Here is a 19,392-nt window from a genome sequence, read left to right on the forward strand (position 1 = left end):
GTGGGGACAGTCGTCGAGCTGGGCCACAATACGTCGCGTGAACGCAACACGCCCCGGTCCCAACCGAAGCCGGCCACGCGGCCAGGCGCCCGCACCCCGGGCGGCTGCGCCGGACGAGGCGGGGGAGAACCGCCTCGCCCTGGCCGCGACGACCGACGCCCTGATAGCGCTGATCGTCGGATTGGCATTGTCGCAGCGTGTCTTTCCTGCCTCCGACGGTGTCGCGGAATTCCTCGGCGCGTTCGTTCCTTGTGTGCTCGCGGTGTCATTCGCCAACCACGTACTCGGCACACTCCTGTTGCGCGGCAGTCTCGCGAAATTGGTGTTCGGAATGCGGGTAGTGCGATGGAAGGACGGCCGACGTCCGCGTATATGGCAGACGGTCGCACGATGGTTGTTCGGATTCGTGGTGATCGGGCTGCAATACCTGCTCGAAGGCGCGAGCGTAGGCCAGGCCTGCGGGTTGCGCACGGTGCGCCGCCGCGACCAGCGCCACCCGGCGTAGGCATCGGCGGCAACTCGCGCACGCACCGAACCTCACCAGTTCGAAAGCTGCCGAACAGCGCAACTATCGCGTCCTTTTCCCGCCGGAGTCCGGGGCTCGGTACTCCTAGCGTCGGTGCGATGAGAACGGATTCGACTCCGGACACCCGGGGCACTGCGCTGCGGACACCCGTCGTTTGGTTCATGTCGCTGGCGGCCGCGCTCGGCACCGCGACCATCTATCCGCTGCAACCGGCCATCGCGGAGGTCGCCGGTTCGCTACACGCCTCACTCGCGGCGGTCGGCACCGCTCTGGCGTGCGGGTCGCTCGGCTATCTGGTGGGGCTGGCGCTTCTGGTACCGCTGGTCGACCGGTTCTCGCCGCGGGTGGTGCTGTCGGCCCAGTTCGGCGCCCTGGCCATCGCTCTGGCGGCGAGCGCGGTGGTCGATTCGGCCTGGCTGCTCGGCTCGGTTGTCGGCCTGATCGGGGCGGGATCATCGGTCGGTGCGCAATTGAGCTCGGTGGCCGGACGTCTCGCGCGACCACGACGGCGGGCCACTGTCCTTGGCGTCGTCACGGCGGGCATTTCGGCGGGCATCCTCGCGGGGCGGATCGTCGGAGGTTGGCTGACGGATGCGATCGGTTGGCGCGGAACGCTTCTCGCGTTCGCGGTGGCGTGCGCGGCTGTCGCGGTCACCGCCCGGTTCGCGCTTCCCGCCGTAGCGGGGAATGCCACGGTGGGTTATCTGGCAACGGTGCGCGGACTTCCCGGACTACACGGCCGATATCCGGCCCTGCGCCTGGCGGCCGGTCGCGGCGCCCTGTGGTTCTTCGCCTTCTGCACGATCTGGGCCGGACTCCCGGTCGCGCTGTCCCAGCCGCCGTTCTCATACTCGCCCGAACGGATCGGCATGTACGCCTTCGCCGGACTCCTCGGTGTCGCCGCCACTCGCATCTCGGGGGCGTGGACCGACCGCATCGGCGCGCGGCGGGTGATCGCGATCGGGCTCGTGCTCGCCATCGCCGCCTCGGCGGCTCTGGGCGCCTTCCTGTCGAATACGGTCGTAACCCTCGTCTGCCTCGGCCTCTTCGACGCCGGACTGTTCGCGGCCCAGGTAGCGAACCAGAGCACGGTCCTCGCCATCGACCCGGCCGCCCCGGCTCGCTTCAACAGCGCCTACATGATCGTCTACTTCATCGGCGGCAGCGGCGGCGCCGCGTTCGGCGCCGCCGCCGTCGGCTGGTTCGGCTGGCCCGCCACCGCCGCACTCGCCGCCGCGGCCATCGCTACCGCCATGGTGGTCACCTTGACCACGTCGCGCACCGGAACCGATCTCCGGGCGGTTGCGGGACGGCGTGCAGGAGATCGTGCCCTCGAGCGCGGCGTGCGGGATGTGTCGGCGATGGACGGTAGGTAACCGTTTGGACGGTGTGGGCCGTCGTCGAGGTTTCGGCGATACGCTGGGCAGTGGTGAAAGGTGCGCGCATGTTGCCTGCTGTCGGAGACATGCTGATGGGGTTACGCCCGAGCGATGACCGATGACGATCCGCTGCGGACACGCCGTGAGGTGACAACGCCTCTCACGGCGGAGCTGGCCGCGGCTGGTTTCGAGAACGCGGTGGAGATCGGTCGCGGGGGTTTCGGTGTGGTGTATCGCTGCCGACAGGTTGCGCTCGACCGGACGGTGGCGGTGAAGGTGCTGTCCGCGGAACTGGACGCCGACAACCAGGCCCGGTTCGCGCGGGAGCAGCGCGCGATGGGCAGGTTGACGGCGCATCCGAACATCGTCACCGTGCTGGAGACCGGTGCGATCGGTAGCGGGCAGCCCTTTCTGGTGATGCCGTATCACCCGCTGAATTCGCTGGACGCGTGGATACGACAGCATGGTCCGCTTCCTCTGGAGAGGGTGTTGTCGATCGGGGTGAAGATCGCCGGTGCACTGGCCGACGCGCATCGCGTGGGTATCGTGCATCGGGACGTGAAACCGGGAAACATCCTGCTCACCGAGTACGGGGAGCCCGCGCTGACCGATTTCGGTATCGCGCATATCGCCGGCGGATTCCAGACGGCTGCGGGCATTGTGACCGGGTCGCCCGCGTTCACCGCACCGGAAGTGCTCGAAGGCGTCGATCCGACCCCGGCCGCGGACGTCTACGGGCTCGGCGCCACGCTGTTCTGCGCGCTGACCGGGCATGCCGCGTTCGAGCGGCACAGCGGCGAGAACGTGGTGGCACAGTTCGTCCGGATGTCCACCCAGCCGGTGCCGGACCTACGCGAGATAGGTATCCCCGAGGACGTCTCGGCGGTGGTGGAAGCCGCGATGAGCCGAGACCGCCATGAGCGGCCGTCGGCCGCGGCGCTGGGTGAGGCCATCCGGCAGGTGCAGCAGGGGCACGGGTTCTCGGTAGGTGAGATGGCGTTGCTGGGCGAATCGAATCTCGCGCATCCCGACGGGATACTCGGGCGTCGGGGCGAGAAACCACCGTCGCGGGAGTGGCGTACGTCGATGGCGGCTGCGCGGGACCATAGCGGCGAGCTGCCGCTCGAGCTGACCAGTTTCGTCGGCAGGCGCGCCGAAGTGTCGCAACTGAAGAAATTGCTGTCGGCCTCGCGGCTGGTGACGTTGACCGGCATCGGAGGTGTCGGCAAGACACGGCTGGCGCTGCGCGCGGCGACGCAGGTGCGCCGCGATTTCGCCGACGGGGTGTGGCTGGTCGAGCTGGCCGAGGTGTCGGATCCGGCCCTGCTGGTCGACGTGGTCGCAGCCGCCGTCGGCGTACGGAACCAGTCGGCCGCGCCGCTGCTCGAGGTTCTGACCGACTTCCTGGCCTCGCGCGAAACGCTGGTCGTGGTGGACAACTGCGAGCACGTGGTGGAGGCCGTAGCCGGGCTGACGGAGACGTTGCTGCGGACTTGTCCGGATCTGCGGATCCTGGCCACCAGCCGGGAACCGCTGAATATCGCCGGAGAGACGGTGCTGCGGGTGGCGCCGTTGCTGGTGCCGGACCCGGAACGGGAGCCAACCCTGGCGGGGTTGCCGCGCTTCGACGCGGTGACGTTGTTCGCCGACCGCGCCGCGGACGCGGTGCCGGACTTCGAGCTCGACGAGGACAACAAGGCCGCCGTCGCCGGAATCTGCGCCCAGGTGGACGGGTTGCCGCTGGCGATCGAGCTGGCCGCGGCCCGGATGCGCACCATGTCGCCGGAGCAGATCCTGGCCCGGCTCACCGACCGGTACGCGCTGCTCACCCGCGGCAGCCGCACCGCCCCCGCGCGGCAGCAAACGCTGCGGTGGTGTATCGCCTGGAGCTACGAGTTGTGCACCCGCGCCGAACAGCAGCTGTGGGCACGGCTGTCGGTGTTCGCCGGCAGTTTCGAACTCGACGCCGCCGAAGAAATCTGCGGTACCGACATGATGGCCCTCGACGACGCCGCTCGAAGTCCGCTGGATGTGCTGTCGGCCCTCGTGGACAAATCGATCCTGATCCGGGAGCAATCGCATTCCGTCGTGCGCATCCGGATGCTCGAGACTTTGCGAGACTACGGCCGGGAGAAACTGCGGGAGTCCGGCGAGGACACCGAGCTGCGCCGTAGGCACCGCGACTGGTACCAACGGATGGCGCTGAACGCCGAAGCCGAGTGGATCAGCCCCCGGCAGCCCGAATGGATCGCCCGGCTCGAACGTGAACAACCCAACCTGCGCGAAGCGCTCGAAACCTGCCTGACCGAGAACAGCCGGGCAGCGGCTGAAGCGGGTTTGCGCATCGCCTCGGCGCTGCACGAGTTCTGGAGCTTTTGCGGCCTGTACGGGGAAGGCCGATTCTGGATCGACCGCGTCCTCGCCCATCCCGGCGCGCAATCGATACCCGACCGCATCGGTGCCCTCCGCGCGGCCTGCGAGGTTGCCGCGCCCCAGGGGGATTTCCAGGCCACCGCCGCTTTCCTGGCGGAGGGACGAGCACTCGCCGCCCAGGTCCCCACCCCCGCCATCGAGGGACAGCTTGCCTACGCCACCGGCGTCGTCGCACTCGCCAGGGGCGAAGCGGCCGACGCGTCCTCGTCCCTCGAACGGGCGGTGGAGCTGCTCGGCGCTGACCCGGCGGGAGAACTCTACGTCAGTGCGCTGGCCATCCTCGCGTGGTCATACGAACTGCGCGGCGACATGACCCGGGCGTCCGAGCATTACCGCCGGGTGCTTTCCCTCACCGAAGCCCGAGGCGAACTGCTCTATCGTGCGACTGCGTTGCGCGGCTTGGGCGTCGCCGCACACCAGCAGGGCGAGCGAGACCGTGCCCAACGGTTGCTGGAGGAGGCGTTGCGAATCAATCGGCGGTCCAACAGTCCGGTGCTCACCGCGTTCGGCATCGAGGCGCTGGCCTGGACGGTCGCCGACCGGGGCGATGTCGAACGCGCCGCTGTGCTGCTGGGAGCCGCCCAGGGAAACTGGCTGGCCTGCGGCAGCGTGCGCGCCGTCTTGCTGAGCATGTCGCGCTTTCACAAGGAATGCGAGCGAACGACGCGAGGCGCTCTCGGTGCTCGCAGATTCGACACCGCCTTTCGGCAAGGCCAGGCGATGGGAGTGGACGCCGCCGTCGCGTACGCTCTCGGGGAACAGCCCACCGACGCGGCGCTCGCGTCGAGCCCGGCTGCGCGACTGACCAAGCGGGAGCGGCAGGTCGCCGACCTCGTCGCCCAAGGGCTCAGCAACAAGCAGATCGCCAACAAGCTGGTGGTTTCGCAACGTACCGTCCAGGGCCACGTCGAACACATCCTGACCAAACTCGGCTTCACCTCACGCACTCAGATCGCGGCCTGGTTCGTGGATCAAGCCCGGCAAGCGAGTTCTTGACCCCGATCCGACCGCGTAGCTCCCCGCATGAATCGGATCTTCAGGATCGAGGGGAATCGGGGTGACTCGGCCGCCGAGCGCCCACGATCCGTAGCGCGAGGTTCGCGTAATAGTCGCCGATGTCCTCCGGCGACCAGGAACCACCCTCGTGATACCAGCGCGCGATGTCTATTCCGAGCGAGAGCAGAGCGGTCGCGGCCATATGGGTATTCGAGTTCTCGAACACCCCGGCGGCCGCCCCTCGCTCGATCAGGCTCCGGACCTCTCCTTCGATGGCACGCCGGGTCTGCTTGATCTCCTGTTGATGTTCCGGGCTGAGAGCGGCGAGTTCATAGTTGATGATGCGGGCGACGGTATGGGCGCGGGCGTGATGGATGGTGAACTCCCTCATCACGGCGATCAGTTGTTCGGCGGGGTCTTGTGCCGAAGCGATGGCAGTGCGGACGCGCTCCAGGGTGTCCAGGTGACCGGCGCGCGAGATCTGGTAGAGCAACTCTTCCTTGGATCGGTGGTAGACGTAGATCGCCCCCGTGCTCACTCCGGCGATCGATGTGATGTCGCGGGTCGTCGAGCCGTGGAAGCCGCGTTCGGCGAAGGCGATCACCGCCGCGTCGAGCAGCCGCGCTCGGGTCTGGTCCGCGCGCGAGCGGTCCTCTGTATCGGTCACCTGGACAGTATGGCTCTACACGGCGAGCACGAGTTTGCCGGTGTTGGCCCCCGTGAACAGCATGTTCAAGGTCTCACCGAAGCGAGCTACCCCGCCGTCCACGACGTGCTCCCTGCTCTTGATCCTGCCCTCGGCCAGCCACCCGGAGATCTCCGCGACCGCCTCGCCGTAACGATCCGCGTAGTCGAAAACGACGAAGCCCGTCATGGACGCCCGGTGGACGAGCAGTGACATATACCGCGAAGGTCCCGGGGGGAGCTTCTCCGCGTTGTACGCCGAGATCGCACCACAGATGACGACGCGGGCGCCACGCCGGAGATTGGCGAGCGCGGCATCGAGGATGTCACCGCCGACATTGTCGAAATAGACGTCGATCCCCTCCGGAGCGACCTCCCGCAGCCGCGGCAGGACGTTCTCACTGCGATAGTCGATGGCCGCATCGAAGCCGAGTTCCTCGGTCAGCATCCGGCACTTCTCGGCGCCGCCCGCGATCCCGATCACCGTCGCGCCTTTGATCTTCGCGATCTGACCGGCGATGCTGCCGACGGCACCTGCGGCCGCGGAGACCACCACCGTGTCTCCGGCTCGCAGGTCGCCGACCTCGAGCAAGCCGAAATAGGCTGTCATTCCCGGCATTCCCAACGTGCCCAACCAGGTCGGACCGCCCGCCGCGGTCAAATCGACCTTCTGCACCCCGCGGCCGTCGTGGATCGCGTATTCGGTCACGCCGAAGGTTCCGCTGACGGTGTCGCCGACGGCGAAGTCCGGATGCGTCGACTCCACAACGGTCGCGATATCCAGCGACCGCATGACCTCCCCGACCCCGACCGGAGGCACATACGAGCGCACGTCGTTGAGCCAGCCGCGCATGGCCGGATCGAGGGAGATGAAATTCACCGCGACCAGGATCCGGCCCGGGGACAGCGCGGGCAGTTCCTCGGTCGTCAGGTTCCAGGTGCCCGCGTCGGGCAGCCCCGACGGCCGTTTCGCGAGCCGCACCTGCTGGGTTGTCGTCACGTGTTCTCCTCCTCCTGATCGGTCATCACGGCACCAGCACCGCGACCGTCTCGGCTACACACGCGGGCTTGTCCGAGCCCTCGAGCTCCACGGTCACTCGGATCACCGCCTGCGATCCGATCGTGCCCGGCACGAGCGAGACCAGCTCGACACCGGCTCGCACCCGGGATCCGGCCGGGACCGGAGTCGGGAATCGCACCTTGTTGGTGCCGTAGTTGACGCCCATCGATAGGCCCCGCACCGTATACACCTGTCCGGCCAGCATCGGCACCATCGACAGGGTGAGAAACCCGTGGGCGACGGTGGTGCCGAACGGTCCGGCGGCGGCCTTCGCGGGATCCACATGGATCCATTGATGATCCCCGGTAGCTTCGGCGAAGCGATCGATTTGTTCCTGGGTCACCGCGTGCCAATCGCTGTAGCCGAGGTGGGTTCCGACTGCGGACGCCAGCTCGGACAAGCCCTCGAATACCCGCACAGGTCTTCCTCCGTTCAGTTCCGCGGGCCGCCGGCCACGTAGATCACCTGGCCGGACACGAATCCGGCGCCCTCGCTCACCAGGAACGACACGGTGTGCGCGACGTCGGCGGGAGTGCCGGTACGGGCGACCGGAATCTGGGCGGCCATCGCCGTCTTGAACTCCTCGAAGGGAATGTTCATCCGCGCGGCGGTGGCCGCGGTCATCTCCGTCTCGATGAAACCCGGGGCCACCGCGTTCGCGGTGACGCCGAACTTGCCGAGTTCGAGTGCGAGCGTCTTGGTGAATCCCTGCAAGCCGGCCTTGGCGGCCGCGTAGTTGGCCTGGCCACGGTTGCCGAGTGCCGAGGTGCTCGACAGGTTCACGATGCGACCCCACCTCTGCTCGATCATATGCGCCTGCACCGCCCGGGCCAGCAGGAACGACCCGCGCAGGTGCACATTCAGGACGGCATCCCAGTCGTCGGCACTCATCTTGAACAGCAGATTGTCGCGCAGGATCCCGGCGTTGTTGACCAGCACCGCCGGTGCGCCGAGTTCGGCGGCCACGCGATCGATCGCCCGGGTGACCGCGGCCTCGTCGGAAACATCGACACCGAGCGCGAGCGCGCGGCCATCGGCCGACTCGATCTCGTCGACGACCGTCGTGCAGGCGGCCTCGTCCAGATCGAGCACGGCTACCGCCATACCGTCAGCGGCCAGCCGCCGGGCGACGGCGGCGCCGATTCCGCGAGCCGCGCCGGTGACGACCGCGACCCGCTGTGTCGAATGGGTCATGATTACTCCTCGAAGATGTGATTGCGTTGAAAATCTTGTGCTCAGGGCGTGTAGACCACGCGGCCGACGGTCTCGCCGTCCGCGAGTCGCTGCACGGCGTCGGCGACGTCCTCCAGTCTCAGCCGGGCACTGACCAGCGGGCGGATCGCACCATCGGCGGCGAGTGCGGTCAGCGCGCGGTGGCATTCGGCGACGGCGGCCGGATCCTGGGTGTTGTACAAACCCCAGTGCAAACCGAGAATCGAATAGTTCTTGATCAGTGCGTGATTCAACGCGGCGGTTTGTATCTCGCCGCCGGCGAACCCGACGATCACGATGCGTCCCTCGAAGGCGATGCATTTCGTGGACCGCTGGTACACCTCGCCGCCGACCGGGTCGTAGATCACGTCGGCACCACGACCGCCGGTGATGTCCTTGACGACCTCGACGAAGTCCCGCTGGTGACGATCGATGACCACGTCGGCACCCAAATCCCTGGCGTAGGCCGCCTTTTCGGGACCGCCGACGACTCCGATCACCCGGGCGCCCGCGGCCTTGCCGAGCTGGATCGCGGCGCTGCCCACGCCACCCGCCGCGGCATGCACCAGGAGGGTCTCGCCCTCCGACAATCCGGCGCGCCGATGCAGCCCGAACCAGCCGGTCTGGTAGCCGATGAACAGTGCGGCCGCCTCCGCGTCATCCAACGACGGCGGCGCGGGGAACGTCTGGGCAGCCTCCAGCACGGCGAATTCCGCGAAACCACCGTGGGGCAGCGCCGCGCCTCCTAGCACCCGGTCGCCCACAGCGATTCCGGCCACGGCGGCGCCGAGCGCCACCACTTCGCCACACAATTCGACGCCGGGCGTGAACGGCAACGGCGGCCGGACCTGATAGCGGCCGCGGCACATCAGCACATCGGGAAAGTTCGCCGCGGCGCCGGAGACCCGCACGACGACCTGACTCGGCCCGGGCTCGGGAACTTCCACGTCATCGAGCCGCAGCACCGCGCGCGGTTCGCCCAGCTCGTGGACGCGCCATGCCTTCATCCGCGCCATCTCAGACACCACCCGTCAGCGTGACGCCGCCGTCCACGACCAGCAACTGCCCCGTCAGCCAGCTCGCGTCGTCGGACAGCAGAAACGCCACCACACTGCCGATGTCCTCGGGCACGCCGAGCCGCTTGAGCGGGTAGGCCGCGGCGACCTCGTCCTCCCGGCCGTCGTAGAGAGCGGTGGCGAACTTCGTCTTCACCACCGCCGGGGCGACGGCGTTGACGCGCAGATTCGGGCCGAGTTCGACCGCGAGTTCCTGGGTGATGTGCGTGAGCATCGCCTTGCTCGAACCGTAGAAGCCGATGCCGGGCGCGGGCTTGATACCGGCGACCGACGACACGTTCACGATCGCGCCCCCGAAGTCCTTCATCCAGGCCCGGTAGGTCTGCTGCACCCACGACAACGCGGCCAGACAGTTGACCTCGACGATCTTGCGGGCCACCTCCAACGGCAGATCGACCATCGGCCCGAACGCCGGGTTGATGCCGGTGTTGTTGACGAGGAGATCGGCGCTTCCGAACGTGTCGATCGCGCGCGCGACGGTCTCCGCCTGGTGCTCCACGTCATCGGCACGGCCCGCGACGGCCAGCGCGCGGTCGGGGCCGCCCAGCGTTTCCACCGCTTCGTCGAGGGCGTCCTGTTTGCGGGCGGTGATCACGACTCTCGCCCCCTCGTCCACCAAGCGCTGCGCGATGCCGAGCCCGATGCCCCGGCTCGCACCGGTGACGATCGCTGTCTTGCCTTCGAATCTGTTCATCATTGAGTCCCTTTGTGGAGTCAGCGGTTACGACAGGCGCTCGAGCACCATCGCCATGCCCTGACCGCCGCCGACGCACATCGTTTCCAAACCGATCTGCTTGTCATGGAACTGCAGGGAGTTGATCAGGGTGCTGGTGATGCGGGCGCCGGTCATGCCGAACGGATGACCGACCGCGATCGAGCCGCCGTTGATGTTGAGCTTGTCGAAGTCGACGCCCAGCTCGCGCGCCGAGGGAATGACCTGGGCGGCGAAGGCTTCGTTGATTTCGACCAGGTCGACGTCGTCGATGGTCATCCCGGCGCGGGCCAGCGCTTGCTTCGACGCCTCCACCGGTCCCAGGCCCATGATCTCGGGCGACAGCGCGCTGACTCCGGTCGCGACGATCCGAGCCAGCGGCGTCACGCCGAGCTGGGCGGCCTTGGTGTCGGACATGATCACGACCGCGGCCGCGCCGTCGTTGAGCGGGCAGCAGTTGGCGGCCGTCACCGTCCCATCGGGCCGGAATACCGGCTTCAGTTCGGCGACCTTCTCCAGGGTGACTCCGGGCCGCGGGCCATCGTCCTTCGAGACGACATTGCCGTCGGGGAGGGTGACGGCGGTGATGTCGCGTTCCCAGAACCCATTGGCGAGGGCGGCTTCGGCGAGGTTCTGGCTGCGGACACCGAAAGCATCCTGTTCGGCACGGCTCACGCCGCACAGTTGCGCCACGTTCTCCGCGGTCTGCCCCATCGCGATATAGATGTCGGGCAGCAGACCCTCTGTGCGCGGGTCGGTCCAGATCTCGCCTCCCGCGGCGAATTCCTCGGTCCGGCGCACCGCGTCGGCGAATACCGGGTTCTGGGTGTCGGGCAGGCTGTCGGCATTGCCCTTCACGTAGCGGCTCACAGTTTCCACACCGGCGGAGAGGAAGACGTCGCCCTCGCCGGCTCGGATCGCGTGCAGCGCCATCCGGGTCGTCTGCAAACTCGACGAGCAGTACCGGTTGACCGTTGTGCCGGGCACGCGATCCAGGCCGGCCAGGATCGCCACCACCCGAGCGAGATTGAAGCCCGACTCGCCGGCGGGCTGACCACACCCGAGCATCAAATCGTCGATGCCGTTCGGACCGAGTGCGGGCACCTTCGCCAGCGCGGCCCGGACGATCTGCGCCCCCAAGTCGTCGGGCCGGAGATCGCGCAAGGAACCCTTGCCGGCGCGACCGATCGGTGACCGGGCGACAGAGACGATGACGGCTTCGGGCATGACTGCGAACCTCTCGAGCAAGTTACTGAGCGCTTGTTAACCTCTCGACACCATGCTGGACGGACCGGCGGTGGTCAATACGTCACTGTCGATTTGGGGTGTGACACAGGGCACATCGGTGGCGGAGAACGGGTCAGCGCCGGTGGTCGCGATAGGTCTCCAGCAGGCGCAGCCACACCTCGCTGATGGTGGGGAAGGGGTGCCGGTCCGGGTCCACGAGGATCCGCGCGCGGCCCCGATAGCCGGGAGTGTGCTGCACCGCCGCGGCGACCCGGCCGATGTCGTAGTCGACCACGTCGACCTTCCGCCCGGAGCGCTCCGCGTCCTCGGTGGTGAGGCCGACGGCGGCGATCTCCGAGTCGGTGAACACCACCTGCGGTACCGCCACCCGGTCGGCGGTGCCCGCGTGCCGCTTCCACACGCCGGTGTCGAGGGCGAGACCGCGGGCACGGTCGGCGATGACGGCGCCCGCGACCCGCGCTTGGTACTTGCCCTGGTGGGTCGGCAGCACGCGGTGATTGACATCGCCGACGGCGTACAGCCAGTCTCCGCCGACCGCGGTCACGGCGAAGGTGTCGTCGGTGTCAAGCCACTGCCCAGGGGTCAGTCCGATGGTCTCGAGTCCGATGTCGTCGGTGCGGGGTGCGCGCCCCGTCGCCCGCGGCAGTTCGTCGGCGATGAGTGGTCATCGGTGCGCGCCCTGGGCGGCCTGTTCGATGACGTCGGCGACGACGCCCGGATGGGAGACGGCCACCGAATGCGAGGCGGCCACTTCGGTGACGTGGGCGTGGGCGCGTTCGGCCATGAACCGCTGGGCCGCGACGGGGATGTTGCGGTCCTCGGTGGTGATCACGTCCCAGGTGGGCTTGTCGGTCCAGGCCGCCGCCGTGGCGGGCTCCGTGAGGGCGGACTGCGCGATGGGGCGTTGGGTGGCTGCCATGAGGGCCGCGCGAGCGGCGGAGACGTCGGCGGCGAACTGGTCGTGGAACGCGTCCTGCCGGATGTAGAGGTCCTCACCCGTCGTGCCGTCGGCCCCGCTGGAGGGAATGCGGCCCAGGGCGGCGGGCAGTGTCGAGCCGGGGTGGCGGCCGGTGAGGTCGAGCGCCGTCTCCCCGGGGGCGGGCAGGAATGCCGCCACGTAGACGAGTGCTTCCACCTGGGCATTGCCCGCTGCCGCCGCGCTGATCACCGAGCCGCCGTAGGAGTGCCCGACCAGGACGACGGGTCCGTCGATGGTGCCGAGCAAGGCTTTCAGCGCGGCGGCGTCGGCGGCGGGTCCGCGCAGCGGATTCGCCGCGGCGACGACGCGATACCGGTCGTGGGTGAGGCGCTCGATGACCTCGTTCCAGCTCGAACCGTCGGCGAAGGCCCCGTGTTCGAGGACGATGGTCGGTCGCGGCGCGTCCGGCGTGGGATCGGCGTGGGTGGTGGTGCTCGCGGTGCACGCCACGGCCAGCGCGCCCCCGGCCACCACGGCCGCCAGCGCGGTCGCTGCGTGAGCGAGCCGGGGGATACGGACGCCGCGGCGTCGGGTGTGTTTCATGATGGCCTCGCTTCGGTGGATGAGTCAGGGGGAGGTCAGGCGGCACGCAGCGGGCCGGCGAAGGATTTGCGCAGCGAGGAAGGGCCGATCAGGGGCAGCAGCAGGGCCAGGGCCCGGCCCTTGAGAGTGCTTGGCGTGCGGAGCAATTCGATCTCGACGCGGGAGCCTTCGTTCTGCGGCACCGCCCGGAAAACCCAGCCGCCGCCAGCGCCGAAGAGCTTGGAGTCCAGCGTGCTGATCCGGACGGTGTCGCCCCCGGGCTCCCATTCGTAGCGCGCCCGCTCCCAGGCGGCTGCGGTGCCCTCGGTGACCTCGGCCCAGGTCTCGCCGCGTTCGTGCACGACGAAGTGCTCGGCGTCGATGGTCGGCCACGCTTCGGCACGGCCGGGGCCGAAGTCGGTGAGCACCCGCACGACCTCGGCCGGAGAGAGGGTGGACTGCAAATGGAAACGGACCGTGGTCATGAGGCTGCTCCTGGGTATCGGTACGAAGTCCGGACGGGCGGGACGCCGGTGTCCGGTGGCCCGGCGGGCGGGCCGCGCCGCCGGCCCGCGGTGACGGTTCCAGCTGCCTGTCGAGCATCGCTGCCGAGGGCACAGCGCCGAATCCGTCGGATGACGTAGCGGTGACGTATCTTCCCCGGCACTTCGGCGGCTCGTGCCGGGCGCGCGAACGGTCGAATGACCTGGGTATCGCCGCCGCGGCAAAGCGTCGTCGCTCCGGAACCGACCGGTTAGTCTTGCCGCAGCGCGAGAGGAGCGACCGACATGGAGTCATATGCCGCGGCGATGGTGGGCCGCGACGACGAGCAGGCGCAGCTTTTCTCGTTCGTGACCGCCCGGGGCGGCAGGTCGCTGATCCTGCGCGGTCAGTGCCGCCAGCCCGAGACCGCGCCACCCGGAAGGATCGGCGCGGGTCGCGGCCACGGTGTCCGGCTCACCCGGCCATCGGGGAGCGCTCACCGCGTACCCCCGGCTCGTGAGACCCCGGGTCCACCCTTGCCACGACGACGCGTGCAACCACGCGCCGTGCAGCAATACCACGGGTGTTCGACGCACCGGCCTCACAGGTGGTCGACGTCGATGATCGCTTGGGCGAAAGGTTTCGGAGCCTCTTGTGGCACGTTGTGCCCGATGCCGTCGAGCACCCGGTGCTGGTATCGGCCGGTGAACCTGCCGCGGTAGGGCGCGCCGTCCTTGGCCGCGCCGTCGAAGTCGCTGGCCAGGGTGATGGTGGGCACGACGATGGGCGGAGCGGCCGCGAGTTGCTGCTCGTAGCCGTCGTACTGCGGTTCGCCCGGCGCCAGCCCCAGGCGCCAGCGGTAGTTGTGGACGACGAGGTCGACGTGGTCGGGGTTGTCGAACGCCGCCGCGCTGCGGTCGTAGGTGGCGTCGTCGAAGTTCCACTGCGGCGAGGCGTTGCGCCAGATCAGCTTGTTGAAGTCGTGCCGGTTGCGGGCGTAGCCGAGGCGGCCGCGCTCGGTGGCGAAGTAGTACTGATACCACCAGCCGAGTTCGGCCTGTGGGGGCAGCGGCTGCTGGTTGCCGGTCAACGAGGTGACCAGGTATCCGCTCACCGAGACCAGGGCCCGGCAGCGTTGAGGCCATAGCGCGGCAACGATGTCGGCGGTGCGCGATCCCCAGTCGAATCCGCCGAGGATGGCCGCGTCGATCCCCAGCGCGTCCATGAGATCGACCACGTCGCGCGCGATCGCCGACTGCTGGGCGTTGCGGACGGTCCGCTCCGACCGGAACGTCGTCGGTCCGTAACCGCGCAGGTAGGGCACGATCACTCGGTAACCGGCCGTCGCGAGCAGCGGCCCGACGTCGGCGTAGCTGAAGGGGTCGTACGGCCAGCCGTGCAGTAGCAGCACCGGTGTGCCGGTGGCGGAGCCGTACTCGACATAACCGACGTTCAGCAGCCCCGCGTCGATCTGCTTGACCGGGCCGAGGGTCGTATGTGTGCCCGCCCCTACGCGCAGGGCTGCGCCCGCCGGCGCGGTGGCGGTGGTCGACCCCGCGGCCGAGCAGGCGGCGAGTGAGCCGGCGGCCACCCCCGCGGCGCCCACGGTCAGCGCTCCGCCGAACAATCGTCGTCTGTTGATGGTCATCGCAACTCCCTCGGAAGGCTCGGCTCCTGACCGCATCCGGTCGCCATCGACGCTAGGCAGCCCCCGTATCCCGACGCGTCCGTCGGATGACGTAATCGGTGACTGCCGCTGCCCCACGGATGACTGTCGGTCATCGCCGCGACCGGCACCGCAGCGCATTCGGCCTGGGACGACAGGGTCAACGCCAACTACAAGCCTCCGGCCAACGCCTACGATCCCGACGGGCCGAAGGCGCCCGGCCGTCCAGGTGAAGCGGAAGGATTTGTGCCACCGAAAGGCGGTGACCGGTGGGTGCCGAATCCGAGTCCCAAGGGCCCTCGCTTCGGCTGGGAAGATGCCGATGGAAATGTGTGGGTGCCGACCGGGCAAGGCAGTGTCGCCCATGGTGGACCCCACTGGGATGTGCAGGGCAAGGACGGCAGTTATGACAACATCTATCCGGGAGGCAAACGGCGATGAACGACAGTGAGATCGCGCTGGAGGCATCCGGTGTGAGGTACGGGTCACCGTTCGATGAAGCGGCCTTTTTCGAGTGGCTCGACAAGATTCCTGCCGTGCGGTCATACGAAGGTGAGCTGCGAACGCTCTACATAAAAGTCGACGCCACGGCCGATGACGAATCCGTATACGAACTGGTATCCCTGTTTCATCGATACCACGTCGACATGTCGCAGTTACGAGTGTTCGACACAGAACGGATCGGCGAGTGGTTCCGTAAACCCGAGAGTTACTGGCGTGACTCCGTCTTCGGCACGTCGAGTTAGGCCGGTCGTTTGGTACTCGGCAGGCGCTCGGAAGACACGACGACTGCTGCTGCGATCCGAGGAGAAGGCAGATGGGCGACGGATGGGCGGTGCTGGAGGCGACCGACGTCTGGTACTACTCGAACTTCGCCGGCTCGACAACAGTCGAATCGGCCCTTGGTTCCGCGACCCTGAAAAGTGCTGGCATAGCTCTATTTTCGGCACATCTGCCCAATAACCACGAGCCCTCGGTCAAGCCTGCTTCCCTGGCGGCTGCCAGCGAGTCAGCACGCGGCATCCCACCGCGAACTCCTCCGCGTCGCGCAACGCTCTGCCCGCGACGAGGTGGAGTGCGAACGAGTCATCGCCGTGTCCGGTCATGGCCGCGATCATCTGGCGGGCGGTGGATCGGATCGTGGACTTGTCTCCGGTCACCGTCCAGCGGTCCACGGCGGGTACGTGGATGAGCCAGCGTGGGCCGCAGCAGTGCACTGTGACGTGGTAGTGGCGCACGGTCACGACCTGCGCGCGTGGACGGGCCGATGCCGGGTCATTCGGTCCATGACAGGGCTTCGGTGAGGGTCACCGGAGGCGGGGGAGGGGTCGGCACCCCGCCTCCGGGACGTTCGGGTGCGTCGGCCCACTGCCGCAGCGCGTCGGCGTAGCGCTCGAGCACGGGCAGCGGCACGCCCTTGTAGGGGGCGCGAGCCCGGGGGAACGGAACGCGTTAGTGCGTTGGTCATGTGTCCTCCCACTGTCCGGTGGCGGCGAATGCGGAGGCACACCGCGCCGATCACGCGGTCAGTGGAGCACCGGATGCGAGCCGTAGGGACATTCCCGCGCGAATTCGCGACAGAAAGTGGCAAAATCCCTGGACACCTTCCAGCGACCCTGCACAATAGCCTCCGGCAGGACGAAATAGGGCCTTCCACAACGACTTTCAGAATATTTCAATCAGCCGGTGTGAATATTCCACGGAAGGGAGCAAACAGTATGGGGGAGAGCGATTCGAGCGCCGGTATTCGGCAGCTCAAAGCCGATATTCGCGGGACGGGAGGCGTTCCACACCGGAGCCTCGGCCGGTGCCTGCGCGGGATGAGGCAGGAGGCGGGACTGTCCATCGAAGTGGCGGCGCGGGCCATCGGGCGCGGAGCGGGGACGCTGCACCGATTGGAAACCGGTGCGCCGAACGTGGTCGTCCGGGAGGAGGATCTGCGGCGGCTGTGCAGGCTGTATCAGCGGGTGGACATGTTGCCGGTGTTGAAATCGCTAGCGGCGCAAGGGAGGACGCCGTCGTGGTTGGACGAGTTTCCCGATCAGGTGAATCCGACGTTCAACGCCTACGTGCAAATGGAGGCGGCGGCCTCCCATCTCACGTTCTATCGGCCCGACATGGTGCCCGGACTATTCCAGATCCCGGACTACGCAAGGGCGCTGGATCGTGCCTACTTCCCGATGGACACCGCCGAGGAGATCGAACGGCGGGTGCGTGTCCGGCGCAACCGGCAGGCGTTGATAACCCGTGATTTCGCTCCGCTGGCAGCGATGCTCGTGCTGGACGAGGCGGCGATCAGGCGGGTCGTCGGCGCTCCACGGATCATGTCGGCGCAGGCGCGACACCTGGCAGACCTGCCGCCGAACGTTCGCGTCTACGTTGTACCGTTCGGTGCCGGGTTCCCGCTGGGAACATCGACCGGTCCATTCACGATCTTGGATTTCGACGCCGATGACGACGGTCGGCCATTGGAGCCGCCAGTAGTCCACGTCCAGAGCTACACAGGCGACATCTACCTCGAACGTGCCAATACTGTGCGTAGGTACAAAGCTGCAATCGACGTCATACGCCGGGTAGCGTTGGACACGCCCAACAGCAAGCGTCTGCTACGGCAGGTAGCGAAGGAGTTCGACTGTGTCCGTTGATCTATCCGGAGCACGCTGGTTCAAGAGCACCCATAGCTCTGCTGGTAGTGAGTGCGTCGAGATCGCGCATCTGGACGGCGGGCGCATCGGGGTTCGCGACTCGAAGAATCCTCACGGTGGGGTGCTGGTCTTCACGCCTTCGGAGTGGGACGTGTTCGTGTCGGGGGCGCGCGGCGGGGCATTCGACCGGCCCTGAGCTGCGCCTGCTCGATCGGCGGTATTCATTGGGCACGACAGTGGGCACGCTTCAGGGACAGCAGGACTTCCGAGACCGAGAGCTTCGACGAATATCGTTGCGCAACATCGGCTGTGTCGGCGGGTCGGCGGACCTGCCGACGCTCGGGCGTGAGTTCGGCCGTATGCGACCCGGCGGGCAGATGCGGTGTTCGATCTGGTCGCCGCGGTGTTGGGCGCGAAGGGCTTGTCAGGGTCGCTGCCGGAGTCCTCACTGGTCGGCAAGCATCGACGGGCAACAGCAGTGTGTATGCCGCACTCGATCGAGGTCGGATCGAAGTCGATCGGCCACAGCGGAGACCAGGCGGCCCGAGGGTGTCGCGACCGTTCACCGACGAAAGCTGAGACGATGTGCGCCGCCACAGACCGATGAGTAGTGCACTGATTCCGCCGCGAACACTGACCGACCTCGAAATCAGCGTCGCCACCAAGCTGCTGTCCTCGGATGCTCCTGGCGCCACCGAGTACCTGGCGCAGGTGCCGTATGCGCAGGTCGTCGCAACTTGGGGTGTCGGTTCGCCCAGCATCGATCTTTCGGTCCGGCCCGGTGCGGTGCAAGCATCTGATGCGCCGGACGGGATCTTCGCCTGCGGAGCGGTAACCGACCGCAATGGATCACCGCTCGGCGAGGTGATTCTGTGGGTCGAGAACGGCTGGCTCAGCGGCGTCGAGTACGCCTGGTATACGGACCAGCGCCCACACGCACTACCCGAGCCCGATCGGATCGAGCTTCTGTAGCGCAGGCTGATCGGGTGAAGGACCGACAGCCTCCCGTCGCTCATTACCCAGACTCTCCGGCCTCGAAAGCGTTCGCGGTTGTCCACCGACACGGCCGTCCACCAATGAATTCAATGGATTGCCAAGAATTTCCTGTGCATCCTTGCTTGGACCGGTACCGTGCACAGGGCTGATACCTATTCGTACGCCGCCCGGCGCAGTCGCTGATGTCGGCGCTGAGCCAGTGTTCGGGCACGGGTGTCCGGAGGATGACCTCGGGCTTGACAGCCAGGTAGCCGTGCCCGCCTGGGGGCCTTTGCCGCCCACTCGGCGGTAACGTGATGGTGTGTCGGAGCGGGGGATCGAATTCAAGCCGGATGCGGATGATCCGAAGCGGGTGAAACTGTACAGAGGTCTGCCACAGGGCGTTTCCCGTGCCGAGATCACCTACCGCGCCGAGGGTGGTTTCTGCGGTACCCGGTTGGTGCGCTGTTCCGAGGCGGAGTTCGCGCAGCTTCGCACCGCTGTCGACGGCGTCTACGAAGGGCCGTGGAGCGAAGCCCGTCGGATTACTGTGTCGGAAGCCCGGCATTACATCGATCAGGCGCAACGGCGGATCGAGCAGCAGGAAGCGGAGACATACCGGCTTCATGACCGACCGCCCCAGCGAGCTGGGCCAGCAGGTCGTCCAGCAGCATGCCTACCGGTGCGATCAATGCGGCTCCATGCAGCTGTTCGCCGACGGTTTCCTTCCGCACCCGTTGCCCGGCAGGAAGCCGTCGTAGGCGCGGTGTCGCAGCGGTGACTGCGCGTTGACTAC

General features: G+C 67.6%; 21 protein-coding genes and 2 pseudogenes. 9 read left to right on the forward strand and 14 right to left on the reverse strand.

The genetic code is table 11. From position 1 onward, the window contains the following. Positions 1–37: 37 nt before the first annotated feature. The 3 genes from ON29_RS34205 (at position 38) to ON29_RS32765 (ending at position 5,334) form a co-directional block, all read left to right on the forward strand. Positions 38–505, forward strand: a complete 468-nt coding sequence (locus ON29_RS34205) for an RDD family protein (protein WP_051175872.1) — start codon at positions 38–40, stop codon at positions 503–505. Positions 506–624: 119 nt separating this feature from the next. Beyond that, positions 625–1,902, forward strand: coding sequence for an MFS transporter (locus ON29_RS32760; protein WP_083864233.1), 1,278 nt, complete (start codon positions 625–627; stop codon positions 1,900–1,902). A 114-nt stretch (positions 1,903–2,016) separates the two neighbouring features. Beyond that, on the forward strand, positions 2,017–5,334 hold the full coding sequence (locus ON29_RS32765) for a protein kinase domain-containing protein (RefSeq protein WP_040872120.1): 3,318 nt from the start codon (positions 2,017–2,019) through the stop codon (positions 5,332–5,334). 40 nt (positions 5,335–5,374) lie between these two features. On the opposite strand, the gene ON29_RS32770 is transcribed toward ON29_RS32765, so the two are convergent. The 12 genes and pseudogenes from ON29_RS32770 to ON29_RS32820 form a co-directional block, all read right to left on the reverse strand. Next, positions 5,375–6,001 (reverse strand): TetR/AcrR family transcriptional regulator, encoded by a 627-nt coding sequence (locus tag ON29_RS32770; protein WP_040872122.1) that lies wholly within the window; start codon positions 5,999–6,001, stop codon positions 5,375–5,377. 15 nt (positions 6,002–6,016) lie between these two features. Further along, the gene (locus ON29_RS32775) at positions 6,017–7,018 is read right to left on the reverse strand and encodes an NADP-dependent oxidoreductase (RefSeq protein WP_040872124.1); all 1,002 of its coding nucleotides are present in this window, start codon (positions 7,016–7,018) and stop codon (positions 6,017–6,019) included. Between the two features lie 25 nt (positions 7,019–7,043). After that, positions 7,044–7,496, reverse strand: a complete 453-nt coding sequence (locus ON29_RS32780) for a MaoC family dehydratase (RefSeq protein ID WP_040872125.1) — start codon at positions 7,494–7,496, stop codon at positions 7,044–7,046. A gap of 14 nt (positions 7,497–7,510) precedes the next feature. Next, a complete protein-coding gene (fabG, locus tag ON29_RS32785; protein WP_040872127.1) occupies positions 7,511–8,272 on the reverse strand; it encodes a 3-oxoacyl-ACP reductase FabG in 762 nt (253 codons plus the stop codon). Positions 8,273–8,313: 41 nt separating this feature from the next. Further along, positions 8,314–9,297: an NADPH:quinone oxidoreductase family protein gene (locus ON29_RS32790; RefSeq protein WP_040872328.1), complete on the reverse strand. Its 984-nt coding sequence runs from the start codon at positions 9,295–9,297 to the stop codon at positions 8,314–8,316. Between the two features lie 10 nt (positions 9,298–9,307). Further along, positions 9,308–10,063, reverse strand: a complete 756-nt coding sequence (locus ON29_RS32795) for an SDR family oxidoreductase (RefSeq protein ID WP_040872129.1) — start codon at positions 10,061–10,063, stop codon at positions 9,308–9,310. Between the two features lie 24 nt (positions 10,064–10,087). Beyond that, positions 10,088–11,305, reverse strand: a complete 1,218-nt coding sequence (locus tag ON29_RS32800; protein WP_040872130.1) for an acetyl-CoA C-acetyltransferase — start codon at positions 11,303–11,305, stop codon at positions 10,088–10,090. A 133-nt stretch (positions 11,306–11,438) separates the two neighbouring features. Then, positions 11,439–11,987: pseudogene (locus ON29_RS32805) on the reverse strand (oxidoreductase dimerization domain-containing protein); the annotation flags it as partial. A gap of 3 nt (positions 11,988–11,990) precedes the next feature. Next, complete coding sequence (locus ON29_RS32810) at positions 11,991–12,848, reverse strand: alpha/beta fold hydrolase (RefSeq protein WP_051175873.1); 858 nt, start codon at positions 12,846–12,848, stop codon at positions 11,991–11,993. A 35-nt stretch (positions 12,849–12,883) separates the two neighbouring features. Next, complete coding sequence (locus tag ON29_RS32815) at positions 12,884–13,312, reverse strand: hypothetical protein (RefSeq protein WP_040872132.1); 429 nt, start codon at positions 13,310–13,312, stop codon at positions 12,884–12,886. A 309-nt stretch (positions 13,313–13,621) separates the two neighbouring features. Further along, positions 13,622–13,810 carry a hypothetical protein gene (locus tag ON29_RS36305; RefSeq protein ID WP_157172994.1) on the reverse strand — a complete coding sequence of 63 codons (189 nt, stop codon included), beginning with the start codon at positions 13,808–13,810 and terminating at the stop codon, positions 13,622–13,624. A gap of 101 nt (positions 13,811–13,911) precedes the next feature. Continuing rightward, positions 13,912–14,958, reverse strand: coding sequence for an alpha/beta fold hydrolase (locus ON29_RS32820; RefSeq protein ID WP_040872134.1), 1,047 nt, complete (start codon positions 14,956–14,958; stop codon positions 13,912–13,914). Positions 14,959–15,081: 123 nt separating this feature from the next. Between ON29_RS32820 and ON29_RS35270 the strand changes: the two are divergent. Together ON29_RS35270 and ON29_RS32825 are read left to right on the forward strand one after the other, a co-directional pair. Further along, a pseudogene (locus ON29_RS35270) lies at positions 15,082–15,417 on the forward strand (polymorphic toxin type 37 domain-containing protein); the annotation flags it as partial. Continuing rightward, entirely contained in the window at positions 15,414–15,722 is a 309-nt protein-coding gene (locus tag ON29_RS32825; protein ID WP_040872135.1) for a hypothetical protein, read from the forward strand. The pseudogene ON29_RS35270 and the gene ON29_RS32825, both read left to right, overlap by 4 nt. Before the next feature lie 231 nt (positions 15,723–15,953). On the opposite strand, the gene ON29_RS32830 is transcribed toward ON29_RS32825, so the two are convergent. Beyond that, positions 15,954–16,220 (reverse strand): hypothetical protein, encoded by a 267-nt coding sequence (locus tag ON29_RS32830; protein ID WP_040872137.1) that lies wholly within the window; start codon positions 16,218–16,220, stop codon positions 15,954–15,956. A gap of 31 nt (positions 16,221–16,251) precedes the next feature. After that, a complete protein-coding gene (locus tag ON29_RS36310; RefSeq protein WP_157172995.1) occupies positions 16,252–16,389 on the reverse strand; it encodes a hypothetical protein in 138 nt (45 codons plus the stop codon). A 305-nt stretch (positions 16,390–16,694) separates the two neighbouring features. Between ON29_RS36310 and ON29_RS32835 the strand changes: the two genes are divergently transcribed. The 4 genes from ON29_RS32835 (at position 16,695) to ON29_RS37585 (ending at position 19,357) form a co-directional block, all read left to right on the forward strand. Beyond that, the gene (locus ON29_RS32835) at positions 16,695–17,621 is read left to right on the forward strand and encodes a helix-turn-helix domain-containing protein (RefSeq protein WP_083864235.1); all 927 of its coding nucleotides are present in this window, start codon (positions 16,695–16,697) and stop codon (positions 17,619–17,621) included. Further along, positions 17,611–17,817 carry a DUF397 domain-containing protein gene (locus tag ON29_RS35275; RefSeq protein ID WP_083864236.1) on the forward strand — a complete coding sequence of 69 codons (207 nt, stop codon included), beginning with the start codon at positions 17,611–17,613 and terminating at the stop codon, positions 17,815–17,817. The genes ON29_RS32835 and ON29_RS35275 overlap by 11 nt, the downstream gene beginning before the upstream one ends. 407 nt (positions 17,818–18,224) lie before the next feature. Continuing rightward, positions 18,225–18,593, forward strand: coding sequence for a hypothetical protein (locus ON29_RS32840; RefSeq protein WP_040872139.1), 369 nt, complete (start codon positions 18,225–18,227; stop codon positions 18,591–18,593). 629 nt (positions 18,594–19,222) lie between these two features. Then, positions 19,223–19,357, forward strand: coding sequence for a hypothetical protein (locus ON29_RS37585; RefSeq protein WP_281032590.1), 135 nt, complete (start codon positions 19,223–19,225; stop codon positions 19,355–19,357). Positions 19,358–19,392 lie beyond the last annotated feature (35 nt).

The sequence above is a fragment of the Nocardia exalbida NBRC 100660 genome, from assembly GCF_000308575.1.
In the GTDB taxonomy this organism is placed as follows: domain Bacteria; phylum Actinomycetota; class Actinomycetes; order Mycobacteriales; family Mycobacteriaceae; genus Nocardia; species Nocardia exalbida.